This window comes from Pseudorhodoplanes sp. (assembly GCA_032027085.1).
Lineage (GTDB): Bacteria > Pseudomonadota > Alphaproteobacteria > Rhizobiales > Xanthobacteraceae > Pseudorhodoplanes.
In genome coordinates, this window is sequence record JAVSMS010000001.1 from 441,639 (window position 1) to 460,414 (window position 18,776).

Consider the following 18,776-nt stretch of genomic DNA (forward strand, 5'->3'; position numbering starts at 1 on the left):
TTTCCATGCCAACATGCCCTCTCACCTCTCAGCGCGCTGTTTCCGAGGCGTGTTTAATGTGAATGGCTTGAGAAAAACTGGCTGGGGCGCCTGGATTCGAACCAGGGAATGGCGGAATCAAAATCCGCTGCCTTACCACTTGGCTACGCCCCAACGCTGTCAGGAGGGCTTCGGCCGGCACCGGCCGCATGTCGCGCCCGGGCCGCTTCGGCGGGCGGACCCTAGCCATGTCCGTGGCGGCAATCAACTTTTCCGCGATGTCGCCGATGTCATTGACGCTGCGAATGGGCTGGACTAGCCCTGAACGGACAAAAAAAGCGGCGGTTCCGGGAGAAAACGCATGGCCTTTCGCGCGCCGGTGGATGACATCGCCTTCGCCCTCACCCACTCCGCCGGCATGGGCCGGGCGCTCGCCGACGGCCTTTATGGCGATCTCGGCGCCGACGATGTGCGGGCGGTGCTGGATGAAGCCGGCCGTTTCGCGACCGATATCCTCGCCCCCCTCAACCGGCTGGGCGACCAGCACGGCGCCGTCCTCAAGGATGGCCGGGTGATCCTGCCGCCCGGCTGGAAGGAAGCCTACACCTCCTGGGCTGCCGCCGGCTGGAATGGGGTCGCCGCGCCCGAGCAATGGGGCGGTCAGGGCCTGCCGCGCGCGCTCAACGCGGCCTGCCTCGAGATGTGGAATTCGGCGGCGATGGCGTTCGGCCTGGGGCCGCTCCTCACCATGGCCGGCATCGACGCGCTGGCGGCGCATGGCTCGCAGGAGCTGAAGGAAAAATATCTGGCCAAGCTGATCAGCGGCGAATGGATGGGCACGATGCAGCTCACCGAGCCGCAGGCGGGCTCCGATGTCGGCGCGCTGCGCACCAAAGCCGAGCGCGCGGGCGACGGCACCTACAGGATCACCGGCCAGAAAATCTTCATCACTTACGGCGAGCACGATCTCACCGACAACATCATCCATTTCGTGCTCGCGCGGCTGCCCGATGCGCCGCCCGGCACCAAAGGCATCTCGCTGTTCCTCATTCCGAAATTCCTGCTCAACAAGGACGGCTCGCTCGGGGCGCGCAACGACGTGCGCGTGCATTCGCTCGAGCACAAGCTCGGCATTCATGCCTCGCCCACCTGCACCATGGTCTATGGCGACAAGGGCGGCGCCACCGCCTTTCTGATCGGCGAAGAGAATGCCGGCATGGCCTGCATGTTCACCATGATGAACGATGCGCGGCTCGCCGTCGGCCTGCAGGGCGTCGCCATCGGCGAGCGCGCCTTGCAGCAGGCGGTGCACTATGCGCATGAGCGCAAGCAGGGCCGCGCGACGGGGATGAAGGCCGACCAGTCGGTCCTCATCATCGACCATATCGATGTGCGCCGCATGCTGCTCACCATGCAGGCGATGACGAGCGCCTCGCGCGCCATCTGCTATGCGACCGCGGTTGCGCTCGACATCGCCGAGCGCGGCAAGGATGACGCCGCGCGCAAGGCGGGGGCCGACCGCGCCGCCCTGCTCACGCCGGTTGCAAAGGCCTTCTCCAGCGACATGGGCATCGAGGTCGCCTCGCTCGGCATTCAGGTGCATGGCGGCATGGGCTTCATCGAGGAGACCGGCGCGGCACAATGTCTGCGCGATGCCCGCATCACCGCGATATATGAAGGCACCAACGGCATCCAGGCGATCGACCTTGTGACGCGCAAATTGCCGCTGAACGGCGGCGCGACCGTGAAGGCGTATATGAAAGAGCTGCGCGACATCGCGGAGCGCGTGCAGGCGACCAACGATCCGGCTTTCGGCGCGACGGCGGCGAGGCTCGGCGCCGCGCTCGACGATCTCGAGCGGGCGACCGACTGGCTGCTGGCGCAACTGAAAGCCGCACCGAACAACGCGCTCGCCGGCGCCACGCCATATCTTCGCCTGTTCGGCAACACCGCCGGCGGCTGCATGCTGGCCGAAGAAGCCGTCGCGGCTTTGCGTGTCGGCAATGGCGCCGCGCGCAGCGCGGAGCGCATCGCCCTCGCCCGCTTCTGCGCCGAGAACATTGTGGTGCAGTCGGGCGGCCTCGCTTCGGCCGTCACGGACGCAGCGGACAGCATCATCACGGCGCCGGTGCCGGAGGCCGCGGCGTGAGCAGTTCGACACCGCTCGTTCCGGTTCATGACGAGAACGCCGTTCGGCTCATCCGGATGAACCGCGCGGACAAGAAGAACGCGCTGACTGGCGAGATGTATGCGGCGATGGCCGACGCGCTCGCCGGCGCCAACAAGCGGAGCGACATCCGCTGCGTGGTGATCGCGGGCGCGCCCGGCGTGTTCTGCGCCGGCAACGACCTGCAGGATTTCCTGCGCGCCGCCGAGGACGATGAGGGTCTGAGCGAGCCCATCATGCGCTTCCTCTATGCGCTGGCCGGCTCGCGCAAGCCGCTGGTCGCCGCCGTGCAGGGCGCCGCGATCGGCATCGGCACCACCATGCTTCTGCATTGCGATTATGTCGTCGCGGCGAACGACGCGCGGTTTGCCACACCCTTTGTCAGCCTCGGTCTTGTGCCGGAAGCCGGATCGAGCCTGCTGGCGCCGCGTCTTATGGGGCAGCGGCATGCTTTTGCACTGCTGGCGATGGGAGAGCCGCTGGACAGCGAGAGCGCGAAAACCTGCGGTCTCGTCAATCGCATCGTGCCTGCCGCTGACGTCGACGCCGAAGCGATGAAGGCGGCGCAGAAGATCGCAAGCCTTCCGCCGGAAGCCGTTCTCGCCACGCGCCAGCTCATGCGCGGCGCGCCGGAGGACATTCTCGCGCGCATCGACGAGGAGGCGGATTTCTTCAAGGTGCGGCTGCAGTCGGATGAAGCGAAAGCGGCGTTCGAAGCGTTTTTTGCGCGGAAGAAGTGACTCTGCATCGTCATGGTCCGGCTTGACCCGGCCACCCCGTTCAGGAAGGCACTGCATCCCTAAGCGGGATGCCCGCGACAAGCGCGGGCATGACGATCGAAGGGTCATGTGGACGCTACACCGGCTTCAGCCCCGCCTCGATCTCCGCCCGCCGCGGTTCGAGGAACGGCGGCAGCGCCAGTTTCTCGCCCAGGCTTTCCATCGGCTCGTCGGTCGCAAAACCCGGACCGTCGGTTGCGATCTCGAACAGGATGCCGTTCGGCTCGCGGAAATACAGCGACTGGAAATAGAAGCGGTCGACCTTGCCGCTGTTCGGAATGCGCAGGACACGCAGCCGCTCCGCCCAGGCGTCGTATTCATCGGCGTTCGGCGTGCGGAAGGCGACGTGATGCACGCCGCCCGCGCCCGGCAATGCCGGCGCCAGACCCGGCCGCACCGCGACGTGCAATTCCGCCGCCGGGCCGCCCGCGCCCATCGCATAGACATGCACGACGTCGGTCCCGGATTCGGGATGGATGTAGTCGCGCACATGCCGCATGAGCATCAGCTCGCGCAGCACGACATCGGTATTGGTCAGATCGGGAATGGTCATGGTGATCGGACCGAGGCCGCGGATCTGGTGCTCGGCCGGCACCGGGCTTTTCGCCCAGGGATGCGCTGCGCCATGCCCGCCGTCATCGACAAGGCTCAGACGCTGCCCCTCGGGGTCTTCGAAATCGAGAGTCTTGCGCCCGTCGCGCTCGACAATCTCGCCCGCCCTCACCTTCTGCTCGGTGAAGCGCTGCTTCCACCACGAGAGACTCGTCTCGCCGTTCACGCGCAGGGCGGTATTGGAAATCGTGTGGTTGCCGCGCCGCTCCGGCCGCGTCTTGAAATCGAAGAAGGTCAGATCGCTGCCCGGCGAAGCGAGGCCGTCGCCATAAAAGAAGTGATAGGCCGATACGTCGTCCTGATTCACCGTCTTCTTGATCAGCCGCATGCCCATGACCTGCGTGTAGAAACGCAGATTGCCCGGCGCGTCGGCGGAGACGGCGGTAAGATGATGGATGCCGGTGAGTTGCATGTCGATGTCCGGGTGGGCCTTTGCGCCATGTGGGCATGGAACCGCGCGAATGCGAGCAGACGCGCGGCATCGCCCGGATTGTGCGAGGCGCCGGGTCCGCCTTCATTCCATCGTCCGTTCCCTTTTCCCTTGCCCGATGCAAGGGCGCGCGGAACGCCGGGCTCTCAGCCTGCCCGCGGCCTCGTGCAGCAAGCCGTTGTTGGCCACACGAGATTTTTAGTCACCACGGAAAGCCGGAAACGACGGCGTTCCGCGCGCGGTGTGTGAGGCTTGCTCCGCGACAACCCCGGAGGACAGACACCGTGGACCGGCATGGCCGGGCGGCTGGTCTTGGTATCCTCCGCTGGTGACCCACGGCCGGTGGGCCGGATCATCGCGGCTTGGGCCTCCGCGACGGGGCGTGCGTCTCACGCCCTTTCGCGGCCACCGCACCCTGCCCCGCATCTCATGACGCTGATCAGACGCCCCTTGCGTGGAGCAGGATGGCAGGAGAATAGTCGCAGTTATCACCTTAAAAAATGTGACCGCGTTCCTATTTCCTTCGCCAAAAAGTGGAGTCGGATCAATATGTTGCTGGCAAGGGAACTAGTTGGAAAACACCCCGAGTATCCGCTCGACCTCGACGGCCATCTCCCGGAGGACGGTCGGGACGAAGCGCCCGCCGAAGGGCTGATCCTTCCGAAACAGTATATGGATGGCGACATCAATTTGCTTGGGATTTACGGGGTCTCGCCACGGAACGGCGGGGTCGTAGCGCCATATTGCTATGCGGTTGTCTTTGAGAAGGTCGAAGGCGGTGTTCTCGATAATGAAGTTGGTCACCGACGGGTCCACATCGCTGATGTCAAGACGGTCGATAGCGAGTCTGGACCAGACGGGTACGATGAGTTCGTGCTTGTCGGTAACATCAAGAACATGCAGGCCATAAAGAATGTCGTTCCCTCCCGGGTAAGGCTTCAGGTCGCGGAATTTTTGGGCGATTTCTTCGCCGGCAACCTTTATCTGTCTGTTTGTGAGAACCGATTCAAAACCCTCCGCTCTTTTGCAAAAGGGAAACTGGACCTTGTCAGGGACCGGGCCATGGGGACGCAGGATATCCCAAGTCATGTGATCGAGGGCGGATCGGAGATTGTGAACGGCATCGCCGATGATGAGAGGGAAATGATCGGGAACGGCCGTGTTTATTTTAGCGATCAAGGTGCGTTGGCGGGTATGAGCATCGTCGTGGGTCGAGAGCCGGCGTCCCTCGCGATTGTACAAAGCCTCGGCTTGGGTAACAAAATCCTCGATGTGATGCTTGGCCCGCTGTAGTTTGAGTTCTGCCCCTTTGAACTTGCTAACAGGTCCGGTCATGCCTGCCCCCAAGAAGAAAGCCCCCGCGCTTCACAAGCGCAAACGCGAAAAGCTGGAGACCGAACTGGAATCCGGCCCTCAGGTAGATCAGCGGCGCGATGATATCATGCGGAAGATGCTGGCAAGCCCGCCGAAGCCGCATAGCGAGATGAAGCTTGGGAAGACTAAGCGGTCGCGCTAGATGCCAGTTGGCATCGGGCCGGAAACCACGAAGCCAGCCTTTGTCTCCATTGGCTCGTAATTGCTGATCATGATTTTTATTGTTTCGCCTGTCTGCAATTGAAGATCAGCCTGATCATTATCAAAAATTTGGAGAAGAATTCTCGGGTCGCCAGACATCGTGCCCTGAGCGCTCTTCATCCCTCCTAATCCCGCTAAAACGACTATCTCGTAGTCGACCGTGGCATTCAACTCACCAACGGTGACGGTGCCGGTACCGGAAAATGAACCAAGGTGTTTCATCATGCCCCCCTCGGACGCCTATGATGGCTGCTGCCCTAATTGTGGTAAAGTTTATACGCTGGCGGAATTGAAGAAAATGGCCGTTGGTGACGGTTGGCAGCGATACCTGCGTGTCATCGACCGCGAAGGAGTCGTTCGCGTTGTTTCATTTGATGAATTTGTGCCGACTACGATGACGCCCTTTTACGGGCGCGCCAGCGCAAAAAACGCTTTGCGTTGTGTTTCAACGAGCGAATCTTAATGAGGCCGTCGATAGGTGAGGCGCTTGCCTTCCGCGCCTTTGGCAATCAACTGAGCGCGGGCAACGTCATCAACGCCAACGCCTGAGCGGTGAGTGTAGCGGAAGGAAAATTCGTCAAGATAACGCTGCAAGTGTTGCTCACCGCAGAAATGATACGTGCCGACCATGCCCTTCTTGAAGATGCCGAAGAAATTCTCGACGTTGTTGGTCGAATAGCCGCGCTTGTTGACGTATTCGCGTCCGGTGTGGATCACGGTTTCATGCGCGCCGAACTCTGAGCCAACCTCGGTGTAGAGGCGGCTTTCATCGGTGACCAGAACGGACTTGCGATCAACGTTGCGGACCAGAATGTCGCGGACAGTGTCAGCCGTCGCACTCTGCACCACAAACGCGCGGCAATTGCCTTCCGGCTCGACAAGAGCCACAACGCTGGACTTATTCTTGAGGCCCTTCTTGTACCCCTTGGCGCGCTTTGACGTGTTGCCGTAGTAGGTTTCATCGGCTTGGACTTCCGAGCCTTTGCCGCCCATCGGGCCGGGTTGGCCGTCACGCATCGCTTCACGAATGCGGTGCATCATGAACCATGTGGACTTGTAGCTGATGCCGAGCATGCGGCTCATTTGGTGAGCGGACATGCCCTTCTTGCTGGCAGCCATCAGGTGCATCGCCAGCCACCACTTTGACAGTGGAATCTTGGAGCGTTCAAACACGGTGCCGACCGTCACGGTGAACTGGCCCTTGCAATCGTTGCAATAGATCAGGCCAGCGCGGTGTGACTGCTTCTCACCCTCGACCCGTGCAATGCGTTCCTGATGGGAATTGCCGCAGTGCGGGCAGATCGGGCCATCCGGCCAGCGCACGGCCTCCAGATGGGCACGGGCGGCGGCTTCATCGGTGAAGATCGGGTTTGTGAGGTTGGCAGCCATGGCTATCTCCTTGACTCCTTTATCCCAATTCCCGCCACTTTTGTCAAGGTGATAAATGCGAGAATAGTCCTAGTTAGGAATAGAGTCAAGCCCGTGAAGTGGCAGAACTGTGCGATCTGACTTGCCAATTTGCTTGGTTTCGCCCATGAATGCTCAACTAGAGGTAGTATGTTCATGGCCTACCAATATCTTCTTCGGCGGGACTTTCTGGACATCGAGCCCTTTCTTCCCGCAATTAGAATGCACGCTGACAATGAGCGTAATGCATTGGGTTTCCTTCCAGAACCAGCCTATGCGGAGGCCGCCCGACAACGAAAGCTAATACTTCTCGTTGTTACCGACAGCCAAACAGGAACCGCCGAGTATGCAGGTCATCTCCTTTTCGGTGGAATTTTTCCTACGCTGAAAGTGCGACAGATTTGCATTTCACCTAAGTATCGAAGAACCGGTCAGGCCACTACTCTGCTGCGCGCGCTGAAAGCGCAAGGAGAGGCAGAAGGATATTTCAGCATCGTCGCCAACGTGGCTTCAGATTTGCAAGCAGCAAATCAATTCTATGAAAAGAACGGCTTTTCTACATTGCGCTTGAAAGCCGGCGGCGCCACCAGAAACCGTACGATTAACGTAAGGACGTTGCAGTTGGAGACCGCCAGTTTGCTCTCCTTAATGGCTGCAACTCCGCAACCCAAGCTCGTAACTTTACATTCGGTAAACAAGCGATCGCAGGATGCATCCCTGTACGCAATCGACCTCAATGTATTTTTCGACGTGATAAGAGATCGCCCTCGCTCGCATGATGCTGGAGTCTTATTTGGCGCCGCCCTACGGCAACATATCAGAATCGCGGCAAGTGACGAGTTCATTCGAGAACTCGAAAGAAAATCGTACGATAGGACCAACGATCCTACCTTATCGCTCGCGAAGCAGATTCCAAACCTGCCACCTCAAGACAAAACGATTATCGAAAGTCTTATTCCCGACGTTTCCGCTGCGGTATTTCCTGAACGAACCCGACAACGTACATTAGGCCCAAACGACAAATCCGATGTACTGCATCTGTGTCATGCGATAGCAGCGGGAGCGGCCGGTTACATCACGAGCGATTCGAGAGTGCTTTCCGCTCGCGACGCCTTGATGTCAGCGTTTGGAATGGACATCATCGGACTGTCCGAGTTCGCAGAACTGCTGGATCTTCCAACTAGTTCGCCCTCTGACGTAAAAATCGCCACAAGACATTTTCGGGTAGATAACCCGGCCGTTGAGAAAATTGAGGCCTTTTTGGAGGAAGAAAGCGAAAATCTGAAATCATACCTTCAAGGCTCGACAGTTTCGGCTTGCGAGCGCATTTGCCTTAGCGATGAAGACGGAATAATTGGCGTTGGTCTACTGCTTACGGCGCGCGCGATCGAATCGGCATCCCGATCTTTCGTCTGTGTACGCCAAGAACATGCTTTCTCTTCGACGGCAGTCGACTTCTTGATCTCAGAACAAATTCGAAGTTGCTCAAAAGCAAGCGTGTTCAGAGTTGATTTTTACGACATCCCCCACCACCCTATTACTCGGCGAATTGCGCTCAGCCACGGCTTTCAACAGCGGAAAGGGACTCCGTCGCTACTCACCAAAATTGCAATTGGCAGGCCAGCCACCAAAAAATCCTGGACCCAAACGCGATTGGCAGTTGAACGCCTAACGGGCCTCAAATTGCAGGAAAAGTGCCCCACATACGATACGGCGACCGCAGAAATAACCTCCGATGGAGGAACTAGGTCCTTACTTCCAATATTCGAGCTTGAGACATTGCTTTCGCCGACAGTTCTAGCCCTGCCTAAGCGTGCTGCTGTAATTGTGCCCATTGCTGCTAGCTATGCCAGCTTACTGTTAGGCACCGACACGCAGTACACATTTCTTGATGTACCCGAGGCGCAGTTCTTAAGCAGACGCACTTACTTCAATACTGTAAGAGCCGCTCATGCTATGATTCGCGGTGGTGTGATTTGCTTTTACGAGTCCATGAAAGGTAAAGGTCGTGGCGCCATCGTTGCAATAGGTCGAATTGTCGACGTAACTAGTGTCCCAGCGGAAAGTGTCCCTGAAATTATGCAAAGAGCGGCAGTGGTTGATGACCCGAGCACACTGACAAAGTCGGACCGGGTACTGGCGACCAGCTTTGACAATCTTATGGCGCTCCGTAATCCAGTGCCGTTGCGAAGACTCCGCGAGATCGGTTGCGCCGATGGGTCCAATTTCGTTTCCGCGACCCCGATATCGGCAGAACAGCTAGAAGAAATTGTAAGCTCAGGATTTCCTGATGACTGACAGCGCGGACATACTGATTTCCTTAAAGCCTAGGCACGCAGAGCAAGTGCTCCAAGGCAACAAGACGATTGAACTCAGGAGACGTCGGCCACACGTTGAACCAGGCACAAAGGCTTGGATCTATGCGACCGCACCTGTTGCAGAGATAAAGGGTTCCGCATGCATAGAACGAATTGTAACCGGCCCAACGAATGAAGTCTGGCGAAATTTTGGAAAGCGGACAGGAATCTCAAGAACTGAATTCGACAACTACTTTGATGGTTGTCACACCGCACACGCACTAGTGCTGACAGATATTAGGGTTCTCAATCGCCCACTTTCACTAGAAAGAATGCGCAAACTGGTAACAGGCTTTCAACCGCCACAATTTTTTTGCCGCCTTAACGGCGCCGCAGCGCAAATGCGCCTTTATTCCCGTAAATCCACAAGCGTAGCGAGCTAGAACACGAAACCGCCGGAAGTATAGGATTGCGGGCGCGCGGGCGTCGCCCGGCCCCCGGAATGGCGCTAAGGTGGGACAGGTAACAACGAGGCCCCCATGTCCCTCAAGAACAAGACCCTCTTCATCACCGGCGCCTCGCGCGGCATCGGGCTCGCCATTGCGCTGCGCGCCGCGCGCGACGGCGCCAATATCGCCATCGCGGCGAAGACCGACACCCCGCATCCGAAACTGCCGGGCACGATCCACACCGCCGCGCAGGAGATCGAACAGGCCGGCGGCCGCGCGCTGCCGCTCGTCGTCGACGTGCGCGAGGAAGAGGACGTGAAAAGCGCCATCGCGAAAGCCGCCGAAACCTTCGGCGGCATTGACATCGTGGTGAACAATGCCAGCGCCATCCAGCTCACGCCGGTCGAACAGACGGAGATGCGCCGCTACGACCGCATGCAGCAGGTGAATGCGCGCGGCACCTTCATGGTGTCGAAATACGCCATCCCGCACCTCGCGAAAGCGTCGAACCCGCACATCCTGATGCTCTCGCCGCCGCTCGACATGCAGGAAAAGTGGTTCGCGCCGCACACCGCCTATTCGATCGCCAAATTCGGGATGAGCCTTGTCGTGCTCGGCCTTGCCGGCGAGTTGCGGCCCAAAGGCATCGCCGTGAACGCGCTGTGGCCGCGCACCACCATCGCCACCAGCGCGATCAAGAACCTGCTCGGCGGCGACGCGGTGATGCGCATGTCGCGCAAGCCGGAGATCCTGGCCGACGCCGCCTATGCCGTCTTCAACAAGCCGGCGAACAGCTTCACCGGGCAGTTCCTGATCGACGATTCGTTTCTTGCCTCCGAAGGCGTCACCGATTTCGAAAAATACCGTGTCGATGCGGGGCAGCCGCTGGCGCCGGATTTCTTTGTTCCCGATTCGCCGCCGCCCCCGCCCGGCGTCGCGGTCGAAACAAAAAGCGACCGCTGGGAGCTTCCGGCACCGCGACTGAAGGGGTAAAGGAGGACAACGCGCAGCTTCCATCCATCCTGCGCCTGAACTGGCGGTTTCATGTCGACTCTCCTGATTACCCACCCGTCCAGCCTCAATCACGCCACCCCGCCCGGACACCCGGAGCGGCCGGATCGGCTGCGCGCGATCGACCGTGCGCTGGAAGAGGAGAAATTCTCCGCGCTCATGCGCGAACAGGCGCCGCTCGCCTCGCTTGATCTCGTCGCGCTCTGTCACCCGATGGCCTATGTCGAGCAGATCCGCGATGTCGCGCCGCGCGAAGGCATGATCGCGCTCGACGGCGACACGACAATGTCGCCCGGCAGTTTCGAGGCCGCCTTGCGCGCCGTCGGCGGCGCGGCCATGGCGGTCGATGAAGTGATCGAGAAAAAGGCCAGCAACGCGTTTGTCGCCATGCGCCCGCCCGGCCATCACGCCGAGACGGTCCGTCCCATGGGCTTCTGCATTTTCAATCAGGCCGCCATCGCCGTCCGCCATGCCCAGCGCAAGCACGGCGCCGGCCGCGCCGCGATCGTGGATTTCGACGTGCATCACGGCAACGGCTCGCAGGAGATCTTCTGGGGCGACGACAGCGTGATGTATTGCTCCACCCACCAGATGCCGCTTTACCCCGGCACCGGCGCAAAATCGGAGCGCGGCGAATACGACAACATCGTCAATGCGCCGCTCAGCGCCGGGGACGGAGGTTCGCAGTTCCGCGAAGCGATGGAGACCGTCATCCTGCCGAGATTGCAGAATTTCGGGCCGGACATCGTGATCATTTCCGCCGGCTTCGACGCGCATGCACGCGACCCTCTGGCCAGCCTGAACTTCCTGGAAGAGGATTTCGGCTGGGCGACACGCAGGATCATGGAGGTCGCCGACAGGACCGCCGGGGGGCGCGTGGTCTCGGTGCTGGAGGGCGGCTATGATCTGGAAGGCCTCGCCCGCTCCGCCGCCGCCCATGTGATGGCACTGATGCGCGGCTGATCCTTGCGCGCTACACTCCCCGACCGGGAATCACACGAGAACGAAATGGCCGAGAACAATACCGACATCCAGAAAATGCCCTTCGAGCGCGCGATCGAGGAACTGGAGACGATCATCAAGCGGCTCGAGGAAGGCAAGGTCCCGCTGGAGGAATCGGTCGCGATCTATGAGCGCGGCGAGGCGCTGAAGCAGCGCTGCGAGGACTTGCTGAAAGCCGCCGAGGCGCGGGTCGAGAAAATCACGGTCGACGCCTCCGGCAAGCCGAAAGGCACCGCGCCGCTGGATGTGAAGTGACGCGCGCTCGCGCGTCATGGCCGCGCATGTTGCGTTACCCGATTTGCGGCAGCAAGCGAGCCACTTGGATGAATGCGAGTTGCGCTGGCATCCACGTCCTGCGGCATTGCCGCATATCAAGGCGTGGATGGCCGGCACATAGGCGTCAACGACGCCGTCTTCGACGGCCATGCCCGGCCATGATGACGCACAGAGAGATGTCTACTTCTTCCTGTAGATGATCAGCGTCTTGAACTCGCCGGCTTTCTCCACCGGCTTCTCCTTCTCCCAGACCGGCAGGATTTTCTGCGTCTCGTCGGCGCCCATCGAATTCTTGTAGAAGACGAGATAGCCGCCGGACCTGGTCTTGTCGGTGAACAGGTCGAGCACCTGCCGGTCGGTCATGCCGCCATATTCAGGCGAAGCGGTGTTCGGGAAGAAAAATTCGCACAAGTGGACCATGGTCACGATGTCGAAATCCGGCAGCAGCCTCGGATTGGTCAGATAGATGTCGCCGAAATAGGCGATGTATTTCTTGGCGACGCCGGAATTCTCGGTCACCAGCTTGATATAGGCCTGATATTCCTCAATCGAGGCGGTGATCGAGATCACCGCATTGCCGGAGCCGTTGCGCGCCTGCTCGATGCCGACGACGTGATGCGTGCCGGTGCCGAAATGGTAGATGACCTTGTTCCTGTGGCCCTCGCTTTTAACCCATTCGTTGAAATGCACGTCGCAGGGACAGACATCCTCGTGCAGATCCCACTTGTCGGTCCAGTAGTTCATCTTCAGCATGGCGTTCCTCTCAGTTGATCCGTTTCGTAACCTATGCCGGCACCGCCGACAAATGCCGCGCAACAGGTGCGTCCGCACACTTCATCTCGATCACCCGGCCGTGCAGATCGCGCAGGACCTCGCGCCGGTCAATGGTGATGATGATGGTGTCCGGCAACCGCGAAATCAGCATCCGGTAAAGATCATGGCCTGATGCGTCGGAGAGTGTCGAGACCGGCTCATCGAACATCAGCACCGCCGGCTTGCGCAGCAGCGCGCGCGCAAAGGCGACCCTCTGCTGCTCGCCGCCGGACAGCAAGACGCTCCAGTCAGCCTCCTCGTTGAGCCGCTGAAGGAGATGCTCGAGCCCCACCGCGTTCAAGACATCACGCAGCGCTGCATCGGCCACCTCCTCGGCGGGCAGCGGATAGGCGATCGCCTGCCGCAGCGTCCCGAGCGGAAAATAAGGCCGCTGCGGCATGACCAGCACATTGCCGTTATCCGGCAGATCGACGCATCCGCTGCCGGTTGGCCACAATCCGCTGAGCGCGCGGAACAGGCTCGATTTTCCGGAGCCGGACGCGCCGGAAATCATCACGCGCTCGCCGGGACCTATTTTCAAGGCCGGCAGATCCGCAATCGACGGACCATCCGGCAGCCTTGCCTCCAGATCCTTCACCTCGAGATCGCGCTGCCTGCACGGCGTCACCGTGATCGTGCCCACGCCATGCGCGCGATGCGCATCGACCGCCACCATCGCATCCTCGAACTGCGACAGGCGATCCATGATCGCCTTCCATTCCGCGAGCTTGCTGTAGGCGCTGATGCAGAAGGCGAAGGCGCCCTCGACCCGCTGAAAGGCGAAGGCCGCCTGCACCATGGTGCCGAGCGGGATGGCCGCGGTCAGATAGGCCGGGCTCACGATCAGGATCGGCACGACATTCGATGCCTGCGCGTAGCCGCCGATAAATCCGACCAGGCGCGTCTGCCGTGCGACCAGCGCGGTCCAGTTGCGCACCAGATTGCCGAAGCGGTTCTGCAATTCCTCGCGCTCGACCGGCTCGCCCTTCATCAGCGCGACCTGTTCGGAATGATCGGCGGCGCGGACAATGGCGAAGCGGAAGTCGGATTCGTAGCGCTGCTGGTTGAAATTGAGCGGAATGAGCCGCCAGCCGATCCAATGCGCGATCAGCGTTCCGATCGCGGCGTAGACCAGGGCCGCCACGATCAGATAGCCGGGAAACGCCAGATTGGTGCCGAACAGCGGCAACGGCGTTGTCAGCGACAGATGCCACAAGATGTAGGCGAAGGAGGCGAGCGCCACCACGCTGCCGAGCAGGCCGGTGCCGAGTTCATGCGTGCGCTGGATGAACAGATAGACGTCATTGGCGATGCGCAGATGGATGTTGTCGACATTGGGCGCCACGAAACGCACGCGGTAATGCCGCCCGTCGGCCATCCAGGACGAGACATAATTCGCCGTCAGCCAGCGCCGCCAGCGGATCTGCAGGGTCTGGCCGAAATAATACTGGCTGGCGCCGGCGACCACCGCGCCCAGCACAATGAGGCAGAACACCAGCAATTCGCTGGTGAAGGCGTCCCAGTTGCGGGCCTCGAGCGCATTGAAAAAGCGCGCATTCCAGTTGGCGAAGGAGACCGCGACATAGACGAGGCCGAGCTCGGCGGCGACCACCGCGGCGAGCAGGAGGCTGGCGCGCCAGCGGTCTTCGGAGCGGAAATAGGGCAATGACAGGGCCAGAAAGGTACGGAGAGCCAGAACAACGCGCGTCATGATCCTTTGTCCCGCCAGAAAGGCCGTGGTGGGTGGGCGGCCGGTCATGCCGCGCGCTGGATAATCCGCGCTCATGCGACCAATCGCCCGGTCACCCTAGCATGCAGGCCGCCATTCGCCTGCCTGGCCGGGCGATTTTGGACGGGGCCGGAGGCTGGCCGCCCGACCATGCAAATTGCACTTTATAATATGTCTGGTGTAAGGCTCGGTCTGGGGCCCGTGATTTGGGTTCCTTCCCCGCCAAGCCTAGCGGAGACGTGAGTGACCAAGCCGGTGACCCAGACCCCACTGCTCGACCAGATTCGCGTGCCGGACGACCTTCGGCGCCTGCCCGAAAGCGACCTGCCGCAGGTCGCGGCCGAATTGCGCCGGGAAACCATCGATGCCGTGGCCGTCACCGGCGGACATCTGGGGGCGGGCCTCGGCGTCGTGGAACTGACGACGGCGCTTCATTATGTCTTCGATACCCCCCGCGACCGCCTGATCTGGGATGTGGGACACCAGGCCTATCCGCACAAAATCCTGACCGGACGGCGCGATCGCATCCGCACCCTGCGCCAGGGCGGCGGCCTGTCGGGCTTCACCAAGCGCAGCGAGAGCGACTACGACCCTTTTGGTGCAGCGCACTCCTCGACCTCGATCTCGGCCGGTCTCGGCATGGCGGTAGCGCGCGATCTCGCCGGCAAGACCAACAACGTCATCGCCGTCATCGGCGACGGCGCGATGTCGGCCGGCATGGCCTATGAGGCCATGAACAATGCCGGCGCGATGAATTCGCGGCTGATCGTGATCCTGAACGACAACGACATGTCGATCGCTCCGCCGGTCGGCGCGATGTCGGCCTATCTCGCGCGGCTCCTTTCCGGCCGCACCTATCGCAGCCTCCGCGAAATCGGAAAACAGCTCGCGCACCGCCTGCCGAAATTCTTCGAGGAGCGCGCCATGCGCGCGGAGGAATATGCGCGCGGCATGATGACCGGCGGCACGCTGTTCGAAGAGCTCGGCTTTTATTATGTCGGGCCGATCGACGGACACAATTTCGATCACCTGTTGCCGGTGCTGAAGAATGTCCGCGACGCCGAAAGCGGGCCGATCCTGCTCCACGTCGTCACCCAGAAAGGCAAGGGTTACGGGCCGGCGGAAATCTCCGCTGACAAGTATCACGGCGTCGTCAAGTTCGACGTCGCGACCGGCGCGCAGGCCAAGTCGAAATCGAATGCGCCGGTCTATACCAAGGTGTTCGCCGACGCGCTGATCAAGCAAGCCCGCAAGGACAACAAGATCGTCGCCGTCACCGCCGCGATGCCGTCGGGCACCGGCCTCGACCTGTTCGAAAAGGAATTCCCCAAACGCTGCTTCGACGTCGGCATTGCCGAGCAGCATGCGGTGACCTTCGCCGCCGGTCTCGCCGCCGAAGGCTTCAAGCCGTTCGCCGCGATCTATTCGACCTTCCTGCAGCGAGGTTATGACCAGGTGGTGCATGACGTCGCCATCCAATCCTTGCCGGTGCGTTTTGCCATTGATCGCGCCGGTCTCGTCGGCGCCGACGGGCCGACGCATGCGGGCTCCTTTGACGTCGCCTATCTCGGCTGTCTGCCGGGTTTTGTCGTCATGGCAGCGGGGGATGAATCCGAATTGGTGCACATGGTCGCGACCGCGGCGGCCATCGACGACCGACCTTCCGCCGTCCGCTTTCCGCGCGGCGAAGGCCTCGGCGTCGAGATGCCCGACGAAGGCCGGCCGCTCGAGATCGGCAAGGGCCGCATCCTGCGCGAAGGCACGAAGGTGGCGCTGTTGAATTTCGGCGCCCGGCTGGGCGAATGCCTGAAGGCGGCGGATGCGCTCGCCGGATTCGGACTTTCAACGACGCTCGCCGATGCGCGTTTCGCCAAGCCCCTGGATACCGACCTGGTCCTGCGGCTGGCGCGCGAACACGAAGTGCTGGTCACCATCGAGGAAGGCTCGATCGGCGGCTTCGGCTCCCATGTGATGCAAACGCTGGCGGAGAACGGTGCGCTCGATACCGGGCTCAAGTTCCGCGCGATGGTCCTGCCGGACATCTTCATCGATCAGGATTCGCCGGCGGCGATGTATGCCAAGGCCGGCCTCGACGCCAAGGGCATCACCGCCAAGGTGTTCGAGGCCCTCGGCAAGGACATGGCCGAGGAAACCGTCAAGCTCGCGTGAGCTATTTCAGCTTGCAGACGCCGATCAACGCGCCGACCGCCTTGGCGCGGCCCTTGTCGTGCAGCATGTAACGGTTGTCGCCCATCGTCAGGGTCACGGTCCCGGGCGCGCGAAACATTGCGGCCACGGTCTGAAAATCGATCTTGCGCGCATAGCCATAGATGCCGGCCGAACGCACGGTCTTGCCGGTGAATGAGGCCTTGTTCGCGCCGGCGACCAATTCGATCGTGACCGGTTGCCCCGCCTTCGCACCCTTGCTGGCGTCGTTGACGCTGAGTTCCGCAGTTTTCTTGCGGTTGTTGCAGATCAGGATGACGGTTGTTTCGCCCATCTCCTGATTTCCGAAAGCGAGATAGGGATCGCGCTCGTCGCCGCCGAGCGACCATGTCCTTTCGTCCGCGCTCGGCGACGCCAGCGCCGGCGCGAGGCTGAACAGCATCATAGCCGCAATCGTTCCGACAACTTTGTGCACGATGCCGCTCCCCCGTTTCCGTTGATTCGCCCCTTTCCGAATACTCAGAACGAACACGGCGATCAATGCGCGCTGCCGTCACACTTTGGTCATTCTTCGGCGGGGTCCATCGATTCCGGTGATCCAGCCATCTCAAATGTGCGCTTTCCTTCGGCGCATTCCAGACTATGTTGCGCACCTCATGACCGTACAGGAGACATGCATATCCGCCGGACGCGGCGCGCCGGCGCAAGGCATTTCGTGGCGCGAGGAGACCGCCGAAACGGTCAGACTCGCGGCGCCGATTGCGCTGACGCAGCTTGGCCAGATCGCGATGATGACGACGGATCTCGCCTTGCTCGGGCGCCTGGGCGAGCGCGTGGTCGCCGCTTCGGCGCTGGCGCACACCGTCTTGTTTGCAGCCTTCGTGCTCGGGATGGGCGTGGTCTCGGCGGTGGCGCCGCTCGCGGCGCAGGCCTTCGGCAGCCGCAATCCGCGCCTGGTGCGCCGTTCGCTGCGGGTCGGATTGTGGGCGGCGGTGATGCTCGGCGTCCCGCTCAGCGTCATGCAGCTCTATGGCAGGGAGATACTGATCGCACTCGGACAGGCCGAGGACGCTGCCACCCTCGCCGAACGCTACCTGCAAGGCCTGGCCTGGAGCCTCGTGCCGGGCTGGTGGTTCATCGCCCTGCGCAGCTTCATGGGTGCCGTCAACCGGCCGCAGCCGGCATTGTGGATCATGCTCGCCGCCATTCCGGTCAACGCATTCCTGGCTTACGCCCTGATCTACGGCGCCCTCGGATTCCCGAAACTCGATTTGCTGGGCGCGGGGCTCGCGACCACGATCGTGAATGTCGGCATGTGCGCGGCCTGCATCTGGGTCGCCTATGCCTGCCATCCGTTCAGGAAATATCGCGTGCTCGGCAATTTCTGGCGCTCCGATTGGCCGCTTTTCGGCAAGCTCTTTGCCATCGGCACGCCGATCTCCGGCACTTTCATGCTCGAATACGGGTTGTTCGCAACCGCCGCCTTGATGATGGGCTGGATCAGCACCACCGCGCTTGCCGCGCATCAGATCGCGCTCACCGTCGCCTCAATCCTGTTCATGGTGCCGTTCGGGATTTCAATGGCCGCAACCGTGCGCGTCGGACACGCAGTCGGCCGCCGCGATGCCAGAGCGACCCGTCGCTCCGGTTTCACCGCCATTGCGCTCGGCGCGATCTTCATGGCGGCGATGACGATCGTCATCATCATCGCGCGCGACTACATCCCGCTCGCCTTCCTCGGCAGCAGCACGGCCAATGCGCGCGCAACGCTTGAGCTCGCGGCGGTGCTTCTGGTCGTCGGCGCGACCTTCTTTATCGCCGATGGTGTGCAATCCATCGGGGCCGGCGCCCTGCGCGGCCTCAATGACACCCGCGTTCCGTTGGTCTTCTCGGCCATCTGCTTCTGGGCGATCGGCTTTTCCGCCTCCTATCGCCTGGGCTTTCCGATGGGGCTCGGCGCGGTCGGAATCTGGATCGGGCTGTCGATCGGCATCGCGGTTTACGCGCTGCTGCTGGTCTGGCGGTTTCACGTCTTGACCAAGCGCGGTTATCTTCCCGCCTTGTCGTCCACGGAATGACGGAAC

The 18,776-nt window shown here is 61.4% G+C and carries 16 protein-coding genes and 1 tRNA gene; 9 read left to right on the plus strand and 8 right to left on the minus strand.

What is annotated here, in order from left to right; all coding sequences use genetic code 11:
- Positions 1 to 78: 78 nt before the first annotated feature.
- Positions 79 to 153 (minus strand) — tRNA-Gln (locus RO009_02155).
- A gap of 187 nt (positions 154 to 340) precedes the next feature.
- Here RO009_02155 and RO009_02160 point away from each other — a divergent pair.
- Positions 341 to 2,128, plus strand: coding sequence for an acyl-CoA dehydrogenase (locus tag RO009_02160; protein MDT3683831.1), 1,788 nt, complete (start codon positions 341 to 343; stop codon positions 2,126 to 2,128).
- On the plus strand, positions 2,125 to 2,886 hold the full coding sequence (locus RO009_02165; protein MDT3683832.1) for a crotonase/enoyl-CoA hydratase family protein: 762 nt from the start codon (positions 2,125 to 2,127) through the stop codon (positions 2,884 to 2,886). The genes RO009_02160 and RO009_02165 overlap by 4 nt, the downstream gene beginning before the upstream one ends.
- Before the next feature lie 115 nt (positions 2,887 to 3,001).
- On the opposite strand, the gene RO009_02170 is transcribed toward RO009_02165, so the two are convergent.
- The 3 genes from RO009_02170 to RO009_02180 all read right to left on the minus strand — a co-directional run bounded on the left by RO009_02170 (position 3,002) and on the right by RO009_02180 (position 5,767).
- Positions 3,002 to 3,955: a ring-cleaving dioxygenase gene (locus RO009_02170; protein ID MDT3683833.1), complete on the minus strand. Its 954-nt coding sequence runs from the start codon at positions 3,953 to 3,955 to the stop codon at positions 3,002 to 3,004.
- A 579-nt stretch (positions 3,956 to 4,534) separates the two neighbouring features.
- Positions 4,535 to 5,302 carry a hypothetical protein gene (locus RO009_02175; protein MDT3683834.1) on the minus strand — a complete coding sequence of 256 codons (768 nt, stop codon included), beginning with the start codon at positions 5,300 to 5,302 and terminating at the stop codon, positions 4,535 to 4,537.
- A gap of 177 nt (positions 5,303 to 5,479) precedes the next feature.
- A complete protein-coding gene (locus tag RO009_02180; GenBank protein ID MDT3683835.1) occupies positions 5,480 to 5,767 on the minus strand; it encodes a hypothetical protein in 288 nt (95 codons plus the stop codon).
- Here RO009_02180 and RO009_02185 point away from each other — a divergent pair.
- A complete protein-coding gene (locus tag RO009_02185; protein ID MDT3683836.1) occupies positions 5,766 to 6,005 on the plus strand; it encodes a hypothetical protein in 240 nt (79 codons plus the stop codon). The genes RO009_02180 and RO009_02185 overlap by 2 nt on opposite strands.
- Here RO009_02185 and RO009_02190 read toward each other — a convergent pair.
- Positions 6,002 to 6,931: an IS1595 family transposase gene (locus RO009_02190; protein MDT3683837.1), complete on the minus strand. Its 930-nt coding sequence runs from the start codon at positions 6,929 to 6,931 to the stop codon at positions 6,002 to 6,004. The two genes, RO009_02185 and RO009_02190, sit on opposite strands and share 4 nt — an antisense overlap.
- A gap of 174 nt (positions 6,932 to 7,105) precedes the next feature.
- Between RO009_02190 and RO009_02195 the strand changes: the two genes are divergently transcribed.
- The 4 genes from RO009_02195 (at position 7,106) to RO009_02210 (ending at position 11,963) form a co-directional block, all read left to right on the plus strand.
- Positions 7,106 to 9,247 (plus strand): GNAT family N-acetyltransferase, encoded by a 2,142-nt coding sequence (locus tag RO009_02195; protein ID MDT3683838.1) that lies wholly within the window; start codon positions 7,106 to 7,108, stop codon positions 9,245 to 9,247.
- A 538-nt stretch (positions 9,248 to 9,785) separates the two neighbouring features.
- Complete coding sequence (locus tag RO009_02200) at positions 9,786 to 10,688, plus strand: NAD(P)-dependent oxidoreductase (GenBank protein MDT3683839.1); 903 nt, start codon at positions 9,786 to 9,788, stop codon at positions 10,686 to 10,688.
- 51 nt (positions 10,689 to 10,739) lie between these two features.
- Entirely contained in the window at positions 10,740 to 11,669 is a 930-nt protein-coding gene (locus tag RO009_02205; GenBank protein ID MDT3683840.1) for a histone deacetylase family protein, read from the plus strand.
- Between the two features lie 45 nt (positions 11,670 to 11,714).
- Positions 11,715 to 11,963, plus strand: a complete 249-nt coding sequence (locus RO009_02210; protein ID MDT3683841.1) for an exodeoxyribonuclease VII small subunit — start codon at positions 11,715 to 11,717, stop codon at positions 11,961 to 11,963.
- A 201-nt stretch (positions 11,964 to 12,164) separates the two neighbouring features.
- Here RO009_02210 and RO009_02215 read toward each other — a convergent pair whose 3' ends face one another.
- A complete protein-coding gene (locus RO009_02215) occupies positions 12,165 to 12,737 on the minus strand; it encodes a hypothetical protein (GenBank protein ID MDT3683842.1) in 573 nt (190 codons plus the stop codon).
- 31 nt (positions 12,738 to 12,768) lie between these two features.
- Positions 12,769 to 14,583 (minus strand): ABC transporter ATP-binding protein/permease, encoded by a 1,815-nt coding sequence (locus RO009_02220; GenBank protein MDT3683843.1) that lies wholly within the window; start codon positions 14,581 to 14,583, stop codon positions 12,769 to 12,771.
- Between the two features lie 198 nt (positions 14,584 to 14,781).
- On the opposite strand from RO009_02220, the gene dxs reads away from it, so the two are divergent.
- Positions 14,782 to 16,695 carry a 1-deoxy-D-xylulose-5-phosphate synthase gene (gene dxs, locus RO009_02225; protein MDT3683844.1) on the plus strand — a complete coding sequence of 638 codons (1,914 nt, stop codon included), beginning with the start codon at positions 14,782 to 14,784 and terminating at the stop codon, positions 16,693 to 16,695.
- Position 16,696: 1 nt separating this feature from the next.
- Here the strand turns inward: dxs and RO009_02230 are convergent, their stop codons facing one another.
- Positions 16,697 to 17,167: a hypothetical protein gene (locus tag RO009_02230; protein ID MDT3683845.1), complete on the minus strand. Its 471-nt coding sequence runs from the start codon at positions 17,165 to 17,167 to the stop codon at positions 16,697 to 16,699.
- 181 nt (positions 17,168 to 17,348) lie between these two features.
- On the opposite strand from RO009_02230, the gene RO009_02235 reads away from it, so the two are divergent.
- Complete coding sequence (locus RO009_02235) at positions 17,349 to 18,770, plus strand: MATE family efflux transporter (protein MDT3683846.1); 1,422 nt, start codon at positions 17,349 to 17,351, stop codon at positions 18,768 to 18,770.
- Positions 18,771 to 18,776: the final 6 nt, after the last annotated feature.